The following is a 14,978-nucleotide window of genomic DNA, read 5'->3' as shown; positions in this document are numbered from 1 at the left end:
AACTTACACCACACAACACACTGCACGCGTCCACTATGTGGTTCCCGAACAACAACCCGCACCAAGGGTTGCCGGAACCAACAACTACATAAACAACACCACAGTTGTAACCAAAGTCTTCCCACCCACCCCCACAACACCGGGGGTCGGGGCGGGTAACAGAGTTACGGCGGTCATAGCGTGGGGGAAACGCCCGGTCCCATTCCGAACCCGGAAGCTAAGACCCACAGCGCCGATGGTACTGCACCCGGGAGGGTGTGGGAGAGTAGGACACCGCCGGACAACCATTAGGCAAGAGCCCCGACCACAGGTCGGGGCTCTTCCCCTTTAACCACCAACACAACAAATTTAGCCACCACAACAAACACCAGCGTTGACCACCAAGCACACACCAGCCCAAACGGCCGGCCCTCACGGCCGGGCCGGCCACATGTGAGCCGACCTGCCCTTGTCGACTGGGCGTCGACAAGGTATGGCCTGCCTCGGGTCTGGTGCAGGAGCTTCCGTCGGCCCGGATGAGCCCATTAGCTCCAGAAATCGGCCAATTGAGGCGCTAACACTTTGCCCTGCTGAAATCCTGCTCGGGCCGCTGACGGACGCAAGGACAGATCCATCGCATTGACGCCGAACATATGCTCGGATTCGTTGTTGGGAAAGACTGTTTCAACCTGGCTGCCGTTGGCTCGCAGCGCGTCCACCTGCCCAGAGAGGTGCATGCCCCACTCCAACGGAGTCCGCGTACGGCCGCCGAAAGGGGCCAACACCAGCACCCATGCATACCCAGCTGCCAGGTCTGCATTTTCGGCGTTGGCGCGGTATCCGCCGTCGATGTAGTGGTTGCTGCCGATGCTGTAGGCGAAACCGCTGGCGCAGCTGGCGGCAACCGCGTCTACGAGATCCACTCCGCTGTGGCGGTGGAATGTCACCGGATCACCCGTCCGGGCGTCGACGGCTGTCAGGACGATTGTCCGTTCCGGCCACTGCGCTTGGGGCAAACGGGTTGCCACCGTGGCCCGCCATCGTGCGCTGGAGCCTTCCATGGCTTCGGCCATGTCCATTGCTGCTGCCCCTAACCGTCTGCGCATATCCGCCATGTCCGTGGAAGCATTCATGATGTTGCCGGTTCGTTCCATCTGGTCAACTACCGGCCTCACGCCAGGCCCAACCCGGCCAGACCGCACGTGGTCCGCTGGTTCCGGCGGGGCCGAGGCAACGATGGCATCGAACAGCTCGGTTGGGGTCGCGCAGGCCAGCTGGGCTGCGGCGGTGGACCCTGCTGAGGTGCCAACGGTCAGCTCTGCGGTGGTGACGTCCAGCCCAGCGTCGAACAGGCCCGCGATGACTCCGATCAGCCACGCGTTGCCTGTTGAGCCACCGCCACCGAGGACCAAGGCCCGTCGGGGCGACGCCGGTCCCGTGACGGCTGTATCGGCGTCGACTTGTGGCTGGGACTGGACGGGCGCCGGTAACCCGGGCACCGTCGTCGGGCCGGCGTTCAGTGATGAAGAAGTTGATGTACTCATGGGAGTCGCCTTTCGCGAAGTGCGTGACGGACGCTCCCAGCGGCGACTAGCTCAGTCGCGGGATCGTGGACTGCCGGGAGCGCCCACTGTGGATACTGCGTTCATGGGTCTCACCTCCTGCCAAAAGTTCACGATCAACCGAAAAGTTATCACTCCGTAGACACCGACGCAATTGTCGGGTCGGGCGCCGGTAGAGTCTGGGGATGAATCTCACACGACAGGTCTCTCCCGGCGCGGGTGCAGCGGGCGGCGAACAGCTGAATCTGCGCCCTCTGGAGCTTTCAGATGCCACAGACCTGGCTGCTGCGTATCTGCGCAATCGCGGGCATTTGGAGCAATGGGAACCCACCCGTGGAGATGACTTCTTCACCGTGGCAGGCCAGGAGGCTTCGATAGGAGCCAAGCTCGGCCACTATGCCGCTGGCAGCGAGGTGCCGTGGGTGGTGACTGGCGGCCGCGGAATTCAAGGGATGATCACACTGACCGGCATCGTCCGAGGGCCTTTCCAGAACGCCAACCTGGGCTATTGGATTGATGCGGAATGCACCGGCAGGGGTTTGGCGTCGGGCGCGGTTGCCGCCGTCGTGAGTATGGCAACAGAGGAGCTCGGCCTCCATCGGGTCCAGGCCGCGACACTGCTCCACAATGCAGCGTCCCAAGCTGTCCTCAGCCGGTGCGGCTTCGAAAGGATCGGTGTTGCGCCCGCCTACCTGCACATCGCGGGGGAATGGAGGGACCACCTTTTGTTCCAGCGCGTCCTGTTCTGACGGTGCACAGCGTGAGGTCTGATGGGGCAGCAAGGGGGCGCGGCCAACGCCGTAGGGTACGCCAAGGGCGTAAAGCACCCCTAAAAACCCCGAAAATCCGGTGATTTTGGTCAAAAAGGCGCGGAAACACGCGGAATTTGCTGGCCATGCCAGCCCAAGCTGGTAAGTTTTCGAACAGTGGCTTGCTCGCATTCCGCTTGAAAGCTCAAAAACGTATGAGTCCAGGAGGACGTAAATGGCTAAGAACCGTAGTGAACTCGTTGCAGAGGTAGCAGGCAAGGCTGGCACCAGCCAGGCAGCAGTCAACTCCGTGCTCGATGCACTGTTCGAAGTTTTCGAGACTTCTGTCGCCGCCGGCGAAAAGATCACCATCCCGGGCTGGCTCGCAGTTGAGCGCACCGACCGTGCAGCTCGCACCGGCCGCAACCCGCAGACCGGCGAGACCATCCAGATCGCGGCCGGGCACAGCGTCAAGCTGACCGCTGGCTCCAAGCTGAAGGCTGCTGTCGCAAAGAAGAAGTAATTACTCTTCGGCGAACGCCTGGAAGGGACGGCAACCTGATGGTTGCCGTCCCTTCTGCTTTCTATATCCACTTAGCGCCCGTGATCCACATAGCACCGCCCCGATTCGCAGCCTTGCGACAGGTAGCGGACAATGGATGAGTGCCATCAGCAAGAAATTCCGCAACTGCCCCTTCGCCTGTTCCCACGCCGGGAGCGCGGGGAGGCACTACAGCCGCGGGGATTTCCCTGCCATGGCAACTGGCCGGCCTGGCGGCGCTGTTCCTGACGCTCGCCGCGGCACTCATCTTCTCGGGCGCTTCGGCAGCACGGCAGGTATCCGACCCCGGCGAGCTGGTCCGGTGGGGTCTTCCGTTCGCGAAGGCCATCCACAACGTCTCAGTGGCAACCGTGGTGGGCGGCTTGATTTTTGCCGTCGGCATCCTGCCTAAGAACATCGGTGGCTCGCGCTCCCGCGAGAAGGATGTTGACGCACCCGAACATCCCGCTTTTGCCCGGGCCCTCGCCGTCGCCGCAGCCGCGGGAGCGGCATGGACACTGTCCGCAGTGGCAGTCCTCGTCCTGACCTACGCAGACGTTGCGGGGCAAGGGCTCTCCGGCGATGCCGAGTTCACCCGTTCGCTGGTGTACTTCATGACGGACATCGAGACGGGCAAGGCCTGGCTCGCCGTCACCATCATTGCCGCAGTGGTCACTACCGCGCTGTTCGGGGTGAGATCCTTGACCGGGCTGGCGTTCACTCTGCTGCTGGCTCTGATCGGCCTGATTCCCACCGCATTGATCGGACACTCGTCGAGTTCCAGCGATCACGAAGGCGCCATCAACTCCCTGGGACTCCACCTCGTAGGGGTCTCCACGTGGGTGGGCGGAATCATCATGCTCGCGGTCCTTTCCGGGATCCTCACGGGTTCCCGAAGCAAGGGAACGCCGGACATCACCGAACAAACCCTCCGGCGTTTCTCGGCCCTGGCTGGCTTCGCCTTTGTGCTGGTGTTCGCCTCCGGCGTCATCAATGCCGCCATCCGCGTGACCAACCCCGCGGATTTGTTCGGCTCCCCGTACGGGCAACTCATCGTTGCGAAGTCCTTGGCCACGCTGGTGCTGGGTGGCATCGGCTTCATGCACCGGCAGTGGGTCATTCCCCAGCTCGGCAGGAACGGTTCCATGTCTGCCCGCCGCGTGCTGTGGCAACTGGTTCTGGTTGAGCTGCTGGTCATGGGCGCGACGTCGGGACTTGCCGTTGCGCTGGGACGCTCAGCGCCGCCGCAACCCACCACCTATGCGCCTGATGCATCACCGTCGTTCATCCTCTCCGGCTACGAGCTCCCACCGGAACTCACTCCGGAACGCTGGCTGACCGAGTGGCGCTTCGACTGGCTGTGGGTGGGAGTAGCGCTGTTCGGTGCTGTCACCTACATCATGGGCATCATCAAGGTCCGCAAGCGCGGAGACAAATGGTCTTGGTTCCGTGCAGTGAACTGGCTGATCGGCCTCGTGGTGCTGACGTACATCACCTCCGGGCCGCCTGCTGTTTATGGCCGTGTGCTGTTCTCAGCGCACATGGTGGACCACATGGCCCTGACCATGGTTGCCCCGATCTTCCTGGTTCTGGGCGCACCGGTCACGCTTGCCCTGCGGGCACTGCCTTCCAGGGGAGAGGGAGCCCAAGGCTCGCGGGGACTTCGCGAATGGCTGCTGCTTTTTGTGCATTCCAGGTTCTCGCAGATCGTGACGCACCCGTTGTTCGCCGCAGCGAACTTCGCGGGCTCTATCGTCCTCTTCTACTACTCGGACCTGTTCGGCCTGGCGATGCGCGAGCACGTGGGCCACGAGCTCATGAACGTGCACTTCCTCCTGACCGGCTACATCTTTGTGCTCAGCATGATCGGCAGCGATCCCCTGCCGCGCCGCGCACCCTACCCGATGCGCCTGCTCCTCCTTCTGGCCACCATGGGCTTCCATGCGTTCTTTGGGGTAGCCATTATGGGTGGCACCGGGCTGCTGGCCGCCGACTACTTTGGAAACCTTGGCCGGGCCTGGGGTCCGTCAGCCATCGGGGACCAGCAGTTGGGCGGCGCAGTGGCATGGGGCATCGGCGAAGTACCCACGCTGTTGGTGGCGATCGGAGTGGCTGTCATGTGGTCGCGCTCGGATGAACGGGAGACCCGCCGCGTTGATCGTGCCGCGGACAGGAATAACGACGCCGACCTGAGCGCTTACAACGATATGTTTGCCCGGCTCGCCGACCACGATGCCAGAGTGGCAGGCCGCACTGCCCAGCCTTCCAGGACGGTTCAACCATCCCGGACGGCCCAGGCCGAAAGCAGCAATGCCGAACGCCCCATCCCAGACTCTGCAGGGCAGACTGAACCGAACACCAAGCTGGAAGGACGCTGATGAGCGAAACCGTACGCACCCAACTCCGGGTCCGGGCCTCTGAACTGGAGGGCCGCGGCTGGCTCAACACGGGCGGCAAATCCTTGGACTTGGAGTCCTTGCGCGGCAAGATCGTGCTGCTGGACTTCTGGACCTTCTGCTGCATCAACTGCCTGCACGTTCTTGACGAGCTGCGCCCCCTCGAAGAGAAGTACTCCGACGTCCTGGTGACGGTGGGCGTACATTCGCCCAAGTTCGAGCACGAAGCAGACCCCGTAGCGCTGGCATCGGCCGTTGAGCGCTACGAGATCCACCACCCGGTCCTGGACGACCCGGAACTCGCCACATGGAAGGCCTACACGGCCCGTGCCTGGCCCACGCTGGTGGTCGTCGACCCCGAGGGCTACATCGTGGCCCACCTTTCCGGTGAGGGCCACGCCGACGGCCTGGCTGTCCTGCTGGAAGAACTCGTAGCCGAGCATGAAGCCAAGGGAACCCTCCACCGCGGCAACGGCCCCTACGTGGCTCCCGTGCCGACGTCGGGCACTTTGCGTTTCCCGGGCAAAGCCACGCAATTGCCGAACGGCAACTACCTCGTAGTTGACTCCGGCCACCACCGCCTGGTGGAGCTCCGCCCGGACCTGGAAACCGTGGAGCGCGTCATCGGCTCCGGCACCAAAGGGTACCTGGACGGCCAAGCGGAGATCGCACAGTTCAACGAGCCACAGGGCGTCGCACTGCTCCCGTCTGAGCTCGCCTGGAAACTGGGCTACGACGCCGTGGTGGCAGATACTGTCAACCACCGCCTCCGTGGAGTGACACTGAGCTCCGGTTACGTGCAGACCGTCGCCGGGAACGGTGTACAGCGGTTGCTGGACGCCGGACCCGCCCGAGTGACGGACACTGGCGCCGGTACGTGGTCTGAACATCACGACGCCGGCCCGGCTGACTTCGCGGCCGACGCTATTGATGTAGGGGCGCTGGGTCTGGGTACCGAGGTTTCCCTGTCCTCACCCTGGGACGTGGTGTGGAGCGAGAAGCTGCAGCGCGTTGTCATCGCCATGGCCGGCACGCACCAGATCTTCGCCTTCGACCCATTGGGCAACGAGGTTTCCATCCTGGCCGGATCCGGCCTGGAGGGCCTGCTGGACGGCAAGGCCGAAGAAGCCTGGTTCGCCCAGTCCTCCGGCCTGGCGATCGACGCCGACGGCAACATCTGGGTTGCGGACTCGGAAACGTCGTCCCTTCGCCGGCTGGTGCTGAACGAATCCGGCGTCACCGTGGAAACGGCAGTAGGCAAAGGGTTGTTCGATTTCGGCTTCCGTGACGGAGACGCCGCTGAAGCCCGGTTGCAGCACCCCTTGGGTGTCACCGTCTTGCCGGACGGTTCTGTAGCCATCGCAGATACTTACAACGGTGCCGTCCGCCGGTATGACCCCGCTACCAAATCGGTGTCCACGTTGGCGAGGGGCCTCGCTGAGCCGAGTGACGTCGTGGTGGTCCAGGTGGAAGGCAGCGAGCCGCTGCTTGTAGTGGTGGAGTCCAACAAGCACCAACTTGTCCTGGTACCGATCCCCAAGGAAGCCCAGCAAGTGGACGAGGGCGCGTCACAGACGCACCGCCCCAAGAGCCCGGTGACCCCCGGCCCGTTGGAACTGGCCGTCCGTTTCGCGGCGCCGACGGGCCAGAAGCTGGACGACCGATGGGGCGACCCCACGCAGTTGAAGATCTCTTCCACCCCGCCGGAACTGCTGGTCTCCGGGGGCGGAACATCGGTAGGTCTGCTGCGCACCCTTGAACTGTCCGCCGACGTTCCCGAAGGCATCCTTCACATCACCGCCCGTGCGGCTGCTTGCGATGGACCTGAAACTGAGGACGGCGAAATCCCGGACCACGCCGCCTGCCACCTCTACCAGCAGGATTGGGGCATTCCGGTAGTCCTGCAGGCCGACGGTGAGTCCGAGTTGGTCCTGGACCTGCGCGGTATGGACTAAACGCAACTGACTGAAGTGGTCCGGGTCTGCCCCTTAGGGGCTGGCCCGGGCCTTTTCATTCCAGCGGACTTTATGCCGCGGACTTGGTCAACGGCGGGCGAGTGCGGCGAGCCAGGGAAGCTCAGAAGGTCAGCATCGGGGTGACTGTCACAGTGTCGGCGTCGACATCCAGTTGGGTAGTGAAGCTGAAATCGTGCTCCACGTTGAGGTCGTTGACGTACCCGGTGAAAAGGTTGATTTCCCGGGCGGTCAGGGTGGCCTTGCCGTTCAGGGGAGCCACCACCCATTTGCCGCCGAAAGGTTCGATGGTGATCTTGGGGTAATCCGTGATGGCCCACTTGATGGTTCCGTCCACCACGCGCGCGTTGCTGGCATGGTAGAACGGGCAATCGGGCTGGAGCCGCTGCTGCTCGGTGGCCTGCGTCGCGCAGCTGTCCAGGAATTCGCGGACCTTCCCGGCGACGGCCTCGTTCATTGACTTGGTGGAACGCGTCTGCAGGTTCAGGGGAGCCTGGCCGCCGTCGCGCGTTGATACGAGGGCCGAGGCGGGCGGCGCCTCGAAGAAGGTTCCGTTGAGGCTGGCCTCGTACTTGCCGGGGAAGAAGACTGCGAAGGTGTTGCGGCCATTGGGCATATTGACGGGCACACCGTTGAGGGTGGCTTCGCTGGCATTGACCACCGTGACCTCAATGGTGGGCAACGTGGTGGGCACGAACGCCCACTTGGCGAAGAACAACCACTGCGTCCCGGTCCGTTCCATCAGGAACTCTGTGTGGAGTTTGCTGCCGTCCAGACTGTAGTCGACGGGGACTGCCACGCGGTTGCTTCCCCGCGATTCAGGGTTCCCCACTTTGACGTCGGACATCTTGGAAGCGGCGGTCTGCAGGGCGGTCCCGTCCAGCATGGCGGCGTTCGAGCTGGGCACTTTGGCCCGCAGGAGGCCCAGTGCTTCTTCGCCTTCGCCCTTTTGCAGCGCCGCCAGGTACTCCTTGACGGGCTGTTGTGGGCTGGCCACCGACGAGCTCACCAGATTGATGCAGACGATGGCTCCGGCGGCAGCAAGCATCAGACCGAGCAGCCATCCGGCTGCGGTCTTGACGAACGCTTGACTCAACTGCACGCCCTTTACGTTACCTGCCGCGGCGGCGATCACTGTGCAGGAAGGCCTCGATATGACGTATGTCCACCGATTGGAGAAGGCTCGACGGCGGGCGGCAGCGCGCATTGCTGCCACCCGGCGTCGTGCATGTGTCAGTCAGGCGGGACTAGCGGCGGCGCCGTGAGGAGGTGCCGAAGACGCCGCGCAGGAGGTCACGGCCGAGCTGCGTGCCCATGGACCGGACCATGCTTTTCAGCCCGCCGCCCAGCGCCCCACCAAGGGCGCCGGCGATGTCACCGAACATGCCATCCTGTTGGGCCGGAGCCTGCTGCGGAACTGGAGCCGGTGCGGGAGCCGGGTATGACTCGGGCGACGAGGGCCTCGAACTGGGTCGGCCGAGGATCTCTTCTTCGATGCGGCGCGCTTCGGCGTCGATGTCGGCCTGCGAAGCACCGGAGGAACCGGACGCACCGGTAGCTCCGGACGAACCGGAAGATGAAGCAGGCACCGGAGGCTGCCCCGGAGCAGCATCGCCGGTGGATACGGCGGCTTGACCATTGAGCTTCTCGTACGCGGAGAGGTTGTCCACTGCGGTGCCGTATTTCGCCAGCAAAGAGGACGCAGCTACGGTGCTCTTGATGAGGTCGTCGGCGCTTGGCCCCATGACGGACTCCGGTGCACGGAGCCGGGTCAATGCAACCGGTGTGGGCGCACCCTTCTCATTCATGACGGTGATGACGGCTTCGCCGATGCCCGCGGAGGTGAGCGTCTCTTCGAGGTCGTAGTCGCTGACCGGGAACGTGGACACAGTGGCCTTCAACGCCTTGGCGTCCTCCGGGGTGAAGGCGCGCAAGGCGTGCTGGACACGGTTGGCGAGCTGGCCCAGGACGTCGGCCGGAACATCCTTGGGCGTTTGGGTGACGAAGAAGATGCCCACGCCTTTGGAACGGATAAGCCGGACGGTGGTGGTGATGGCTTGAAGGAAAGCCTTGGAGGCGCCGTTGAACAGCAGATGGGCCTCGTCCAGGAAGAAGACGAGCTTGGGCTTGTCCAGGTCGCCGGCTTCGGGGAGGTCCTCGAAAAGGTCGGCCAGGAGCCACATGAGGAACGTGGAGAACAGCAGCGGCTTGGTCTGGAGGGTCGGAAGCTCAAGGCAGCTGATGACACCCCGGCCATCCGGTGCTGTGCGGAGCAGCTCCGCGGTATCGAACTCGGGCTCACCGAAGAACTTTTCCATCCCCTGCGCCTCAAGGGTGACCAGTTCGCGCAGGATCACTCCGGCTGTGGCTTTGGAGAGGCCGCCAAGGTTGGCGAGTTCGGCCTTGCCTTCGTCCGAGGCCAGGAACTGGATGACCGCACGGAGGTCCTTGAGGTCGATCAGCTCCAGGTTGTTCTTGTCCGCGAAGTGGAAGATCAGTTGGAGGCTGGACTCCTGCGTGTCGTTCAAATCCATGATTCGGGAGAGCAGGATGGGCCCGAACGAGGTGATGGTGGCGCGGACGGGGATGCCGTGGCCATCCCCACCGAGCGAGAGAAACTCAACGGGAAAATTCTTCGCAGACCATTCTTGCCCCAGCGCCGAGGTGCGGGCGGTCAGCTTCTCAGAGCCTGTGGCGGGCGTGGCCAGTCCTGACAAATCACCCTTGATGTCCGCGAGGAAAACCGGAACACCCGCCGTCGACAGCTGTTCGGCAATCATGTGCAGCGTGACCGTCTTGCCGGTACCCGTGGCGCCGGCCACCAGCCCGTGCCGGTTCATCATGGCGAGCGGGAGCCGGACCTGCGCCTCTTTGTGGATTTCACCGTCAACGATCGCCGCCCCCAACTCGATGGTGGCACCTTCCAGGGTGTAACCCTGCTGGATGGTGGCGAGTTTTTCGGCGGTTGTTTTGTTGGCCATGCGCATAGCTTAGCTCTGCGGGGCAAGATCCTTGCTGAACGCCAAATGCTTGATTTCCTCTGGGTCCGCTGCGAGGTCGAACAGGGCCTTGTAGCCCGTGGCGAGGTAGAGGTTTTTCGCCTCCGGCTGGCGCGGCCCGGTGGTGAGGTACAGCTTCCGGTAGCCCCGCCGTCGGGCTTCATTCTCCAGTTCCGTCAGCACCAACCGGGCCAGGCCGCGACGTCGGTGGGCCGAGTGGGTCCAGATCCGCTTGAGCTCGGCGGTGTGTTCGTCGTAGCGGCGGAATGCGCCGCCGGCCACTGACTCGCCGTTCTCCTGGATGATGATCAGGGCGCCGTGCGGGGCTTCGAATTCCTCGGCGGGATAACGGTTCAGTTCCTCTGCGGCCCCTTCACTGCTGAACAGGTCTCCGTAGCGGTTGTTGTATTCGACGGCGAGCTCGTCCAGGAGTGGGCGAACGCGGGGATCGCGCATGGGCAGGGTCAGGACGGTCAGGCCCGACGTCGGCAGGGTAGGAGTGGCGGTCATGTCAGGCCTTTCGTAGGTGGAACCCAAGTAGGTAGCAGTTAACGTCGTTTTGAGGGCTCATAACGACGTTAACTGCGACTCAGTTGGGCGGGCGGCAGCAACAGTGGACAGGATCCGGCGTGCCAGGGCGTCGTTCTCCCGGAAGGGTGCTGCGTTGGTGTTGGGACGGGCAAACGCCCCTGCGCCCCAGCCGGACGTCCACGGACCCACCGCGAACAAACCCTTCTGAGGTGTACCAACAGGGGACAGTACCTCGTGATTCCCGGAGACCAGCAGCTTTCCGGTGGAGTGGGCGCCTTCGGAGGTGAGCAACCGTTGTTCGGTGCCCCATCCGGCGTCGTGCAGGTCCGACAACGCGGGGTTGGCGGAACGCTCCACCGAAGCAGCCGGCAGCCGCGCCTCAATGTACGCGGCGGCGTCCACCACAACGGGCGACTGGAACGAGCCGGCCACGAACCTGCCCGCGGAATCGTCGGCACGTACCCACATGCCCGGCCCCAGGAACTTCAGGAACCCGGCCCGGTGAAGTGCCAGCATCTCGCGGAGGCGGTGGGAGGGCGGCCCGGAGTCGACGAAGCTGAAGAAGCCGTGCCACCACCCGTGGATGGCCTGCTGGGAGCGGGCATTGAGCCGTTCCTGCGGGACCAGGCGTCCGAGGTCCATGTAGACGAACAGCAAGGCCGTGAAGAGGGCCAGGGTCTCGGAGTGGTCGGGGCTGGTGCGGAGGTCGAGGTCGCGCTGGATGTAGGCGGCCACTGAGCGCTGCACGGTGTCGTGATCGGCGAACGCGCAGCCGCTGAGCGGGTGGTCCAGCTTCTCGAGGTCCAGGCGCAGCGCCGGATCCGGCACGGAGAAGTTGACCAGTTCTTCGCGGGCTGCGCTGTACCAATCAACGGCGTCGAAACGCGACTCAAAACTGGTCCACGTCCCCAGCACCCGCTCCGGGTAGCCGGTGAAGAGCTCACGGTAGTAGGCGTAGCCGGCGTCCTTGGCGATCAGCGGCCACAGGTGATTGCGGAAATCCAGTTCCTGGTGCTCGGCGAGGAGCGCATCGATGGCCTCAGCGATGAAGTATCGCGGGCGGGCGATCGGTTCGCCGCGCACCGTGGAGGAGATCTTGGAGTGGAACGGTACACCGCGCCGGGACCCCGCCCAGACCCTCGGTTCTGCGCCGGAGGCTACGTACTCCAAGTGGCCGTCGGGCGTTTCTTCGAAGCGGCCACCGCGGCCCTCGAACAACAACACCAGCAGGTCCACGAACGCCAGGCCCATCCCGGAAACGATCACGTCCTGGCCGGGTTCAATCGCGGAGTAGTCCACGTCCGTGGTGTACGACGGCGGCGCATGGAACCCGCCGTGCCGGGCAGCGAACTCGCTGAGGCGGGCGGACTCGGGGTCGGGAACGGAGTCTGTGTGCCCCACCGCGTACACCACGACGTCGGCAAGCACCTCGGCGCCGGAAGCCAGCCGCACGCGGTGAGGACCGTCGTCGGACCCAGCGCCGTCGTCGGACCCAGTACCGTCGTCGAGCCCAGCCGAAATGCCGTCCGGCCCGCCGGAAGCGCCGTCCGCAACAGAACGCTCGACGGCGGTGGCCGTGTCGCGGTGCACGGTCACCGTCACTTCGGGGCCGAGGGAGCTGACGGCCCGGCCGAAGAACCACTCAAGGTACTTGCTCTGGAGCTGGCGCGTGGGAAACGACGCGGGGGTCAACGAACGGAGCTGCGCGAGCAGGTGCGGCTCCAGCGCAGGAACATCGCGGATGCTGCCGTCCAGCACGCCCGCAGCCCAGGTGGAGAGGCCGGGACCTTCAACGGTCGGGCCATCGCAGGCCACTGAGGCGTCGGTGAACATGGTGACGTCGGCGGCTGTGGAGTTCAGCAGCAGGCCCGGGCTCTGGTCATAGCGCCAGATCCTCCCGGAGCCAGGCTCATGGGGTTCGATGACGTGGATCTCCAGAGGCCCGAGGAACAGCGCCGGACGGTTGGCGGCAAGCCGTTCCAGGACGCCGGCGGTGCGCGGGCCGCCGCCAATGAAGGCGATGGCTGGAACTCGTGACGGCATGGGATCTCCTGAAAAGCAGTGGTGTGATGATGCCCAATCTAGGGACGAACCGGGCCACTGGTCGAGGCGGTGGTCACGGCCGTTCACCACGCGTCACGTCACGTTAAGGCGCGCAAAGAACGGACGCATATGGCGCCTGATGACGGCGATTGTGACGTCCCGCGAACCCCTGCGAAGCCGCGCGAAGTCCAGTGAAGAAGTGCAAATTTCCGCCTTGCTGCAGGGTTTCGCCCGCCCATAGATTGGCAGCCATCCGATAGACAACAACCGATCTGAAATGAGGTGGCGCATGAGTGCAATCGCACCGCCTGCCACGGCGGACACTGCACCGCCCACCCCGGATTACTCCGAGTACAAGCTGGTCCCTGCACGTCACCCGTGGCGGTGGGTGGGCACCGTACTGGTAGCTGCCGGAGTGGCCGCCATTGCGTATTCGCTGGTCACCAACCCGCGTTGGGAGTGGGGCGTGGTGGCCGAATGGTTCACCGCCCAGTCGGTTGTCAATGGACTCATTGAAACCCTCAAGCTCACGGCCATCTCAGGCGTCCTGGGCTTCGTCCTGGGGTTCATCCTGGCCCTGATGCGCCTGTCAGCTTCGCCGCTGCTGGTCTCGGTGTCCTGGACGTTCTCCTGGATCTTCCGCTCCACCCCGCTGCTGGTCCAGCTCCTCCTTTGGTACAACCTGGGCTATCTGTACGAGAAGATCAGCTTGGGAATCCCGTTCACGGACGTTCGCTTCTTCGAAGCCCAGACCACCACGCTCATCAGCCAGTTCGCAGCTGCGGTCCTCGGCCTCACCTTGAACCAGGCTGCCTACTCCGCCGAAATCATCCGCGGCGGCATTCTCTCCGTGGACCAGGGCCAACTCGAAGCTGCCTCGGCCCTGGGCATCCCAGCCTGGAAGCGTTCCACCAGGATTGTTCTCCCGCAGGCCATGCGCGCCATCCTGCCCAACGCCTTCAACGAGATCATCGGCCTGGTCAAGGGCACTTCGATTGTTTACGTGCTGGCCTATTCCGAACTCTTCTACACGGTGCAGGTCATCTACAACCGGACCCAGCAGGTGCTGCCACTGCTGCTGGTGGCCACACTCTGGTACGTGGTGATCACCTCGGTGCTGAGCGTCTTCCAGTACTACATCGAACGGCACTTCTCCAAGGGCGCCTTGCGAACCCTGCCGCTCACTCCGTTGCAGAGGGCCCGGAAGTTCTTCACTACCCACGTTGCTGCCAATCCCACGAAGGAATCCCGATGACCACCGTCTTCTCTTCCTCCGAAGCCGCTGCTGCCGCCCACCTCGCAGAGGCCAAGCTGGCCACGGAACCGTCAGGCCCCCAGGGTGAGGCTCCGCAGCCGGAACGCACGCCCCAGCAGGAACGCACGACGGCGGCCCGGCCCGCCCCGGCGGCCAGGACGGCCACGCGGGGCCAGGTGGACATCACCAACGTCCGCAAGTCCTTCGGCGCCACGGAAGTCCTCAAGGGTGTTTCCTTGTCCGTCCCGCCGGGCGGCGTTGCAGTGATCGTCGGTCCGTCCGGTTCGGGCAAGTCCACCCTGCTGCGCACCATCAACCACTTGGAAAAAGTCGACGGCGGCTACATCACCATCGACGGCGAACTGGTGGGCTACGAAGTCCGCGGCAACAAGCTTCACGAGCTCCGCGAAAAGGACATTCTCAAACAGCGCACCAACATTGGCATGGTGTTCCAGAGCTTCAACCTGTTCCCGCACCTCACTGCCTTGGAGAACGTCATCGAGGCTCCCATCGTGGCCCAGAAGCGCTCCAAGGCCGAAGCCCGGAAGCGCGGGTTGGAACTCCTGGATCGGGTGGGCCTGAAGGACCGCGCGGACGCCTACCCGCGCCAGCTGTCCGGAGGCCAGCAGCAACGCGTGGCGATCGCCCGGGCACTGGCGCTTGACCCCAAGATCCTCCTCTTCGACGAGCCCACGTCAGCACTGGACCCCGAGCTCGTCAACGAGGTCCTGGACGTCATCCGCGAACTGGCCAAGTCCGGCACCACGCTGATTGTGGTCACCCACGAGATGGGCTTTGCCCGGGACGTCGCGGACACCGTGGTCTTCATGGACCAGGGCCAGATCGTCGAATCCGGCACCCCTCAGGACATCTTCGCGAACCCCCGCGAGGAACGTACACGCAGCTTCTTCTCCAAAGTCATCGAACCAGCTTTCAACATCTAGGACACC

11 protein-coding genes and 1 rRNA gene are annotated in these 14,978 nt (G+C 64.1%); 7 read left to right on the top strand and 5 right to left on the bottom strand.

The window, feature by feature from the left end:
• Positions 1–165: 165 nt before the first annotated feature.
• Positions 166–282, top strand: a 5S ribosomal RNA gene (gene rrf / locus RQH14_RS15055).
• Positions 283–524: 242 nt separating this feature from the next.
• Here the strand turns inward: rrf and RQH14_RS15050 are convergent.
• The gene (locus tag RQH14_RS15050; protein ID WP_311213980.1) at positions 525–1,523 is read right to left on the bottom strand and encodes a patatin-like phospholipase family protein; all 999 of its coding nucleotides are present in this window, start codon (positions 1,521–1,523) and stop codon (positions 525–527) included.
• A gap of 203 nt (positions 1,524–1,726) precedes the next feature.
• On the opposite strand from RQH14_RS15050, the gene RQH14_RS15045 reads away from it, so the two are divergent.
• From RQH14_RS15045 to RQH14_RS15030, 4 genes are all read left to right on the top strand, one after another.
• A complete protein-coding gene (locus RQH14_RS15045) occupies positions 1,727–2,290 on the top strand; it encodes a GNAT family protein (protein ID WP_311213979.1) in 564 nt (187 codons plus the stop codon).
• Between the two features lie 235 nt (positions 2,291–2,525).
• Complete coding sequence (locus tag RQH14_RS15040; protein WP_011776355.1) at positions 2,526–2,813, top strand: HU family DNA-binding protein; 288 nt, start codon at positions 2,526–2,528, stop codon at positions 2,811–2,813.
• 140 nt (positions 2,814–2,953) lie between these two features.
• Positions 2,954–5,209, top strand: a complete 2,256-nt coding sequence (locus RQH14_RS15035) for a cytochrome c oxidase assembly protein (RefSeq protein WP_396136304.1) — start codon at positions 2,954–2,956, stop codon at positions 5,207–5,209.
• Positions 5,209–7,182 (top strand): NHL domain-containing thioredoxin family protein, encoded by a 1,974-nt coding sequence (locus tag RQH14_RS15030; protein WP_311213978.1) that lies wholly within the window; start codon positions 5,209–5,211, stop codon positions 7,180–7,182. Before RQH14_RS15035 ends, RQH14_RS15030 begins: the two co-directional genes overlap by 1 nt.
• Before the next feature lie 121 nt (positions 7,183–7,303).
• Here the strand turns inward: RQH14_RS15030 and RQH14_RS15025 are convergent, their stop codons facing one another.
• The 4 genes from RQH14_RS15025 to RQH14_RS15010 form a co-directional block, all read right to left on the bottom strand.
• Positions 7,304–8,332 carry a hypothetical protein gene (locus tag RQH14_RS15025; RefSeq protein WP_311213986.1) on the bottom strand — a complete coding sequence of 343 codons (1,029 nt, stop codon included), beginning with the start codon at positions 8,330–8,332 and terminating at the stop codon, positions 7,304–7,306.
• 115 nt (positions 8,333–8,447) lie between these two features.
• Positions 8,448–10,181 (bottom strand): helicase HerA-like domain-containing protein, encoded by a 1,734-nt coding sequence (locus RQH14_RS15020; protein ID WP_311213977.1) that lies wholly within the window; start codon positions 10,179–10,181, stop codon positions 8,448–8,450.
• Between the two features lie 9 nt (positions 10,182–10,190).
• Positions 10,191–10,709, bottom strand: a complete 519-nt coding sequence (locus RQH14_RS15015; protein WP_311213976.1) for a GNAT family N-acetyltransferase — start codon at positions 10,707–10,709, stop codon at positions 10,191–10,193.
• 57 nt (positions 10,710–10,766) lie between these two features.
• The gene (locus RQH14_RS15010; RefSeq protein WP_311213975.1) at positions 10,767–12,773 is read right to left on the bottom strand and encodes an FAD/NAD(P)-binding protein; all 2,007 of its coding nucleotides are present in this window, start codon (positions 12,771–12,773) and stop codon (positions 10,767–10,769) included.
• 289 nt (positions 12,774–13,062) lie between these two features.
• Here RQH14_RS15010 and RQH14_RS15005 point away from each other — a divergent pair, with 289 nt between their 5' ends.
• Together RQH14_RS15005 and RQH14_RS15000 are read left to right on the top strand one after the other, a co-directional pair.
• Complete coding sequence (locus tag RQH14_RS15005; protein WP_311213974.1) at positions 13,063–14,028, top strand: amino acid ABC transporter permease; 966 nt, start codon at positions 13,063–13,065, stop codon at positions 14,026–14,028.
• Positions 14,025–14,972, top strand: coding sequence for an amino acid ABC transporter ATP-binding protein (locus RQH14_RS15000; RefSeq protein WP_311213973.1), 948 nt, complete (start codon positions 14,025–14,027; stop codon positions 14,970–14,972). The genes RQH14_RS15005 and RQH14_RS15000 overlap by 4 nt, the downstream gene beginning before the upstream one ends.
• The last annotated feature ends 6 nt before the right edge of the window (positions 14,973–14,978 follow it).

Source organism: Arthrobacter sp. WCS2018Hpa-7, assembly GCF_031843805.1.
Lineage (GTDB): Bacteria > Actinomycetota > Actinomycetes > Actinomycetales > Micrococcaceae > Arthrobacter.
This window is presented reverse-complemented; position numbering and strand designations above follow the sequence as displayed.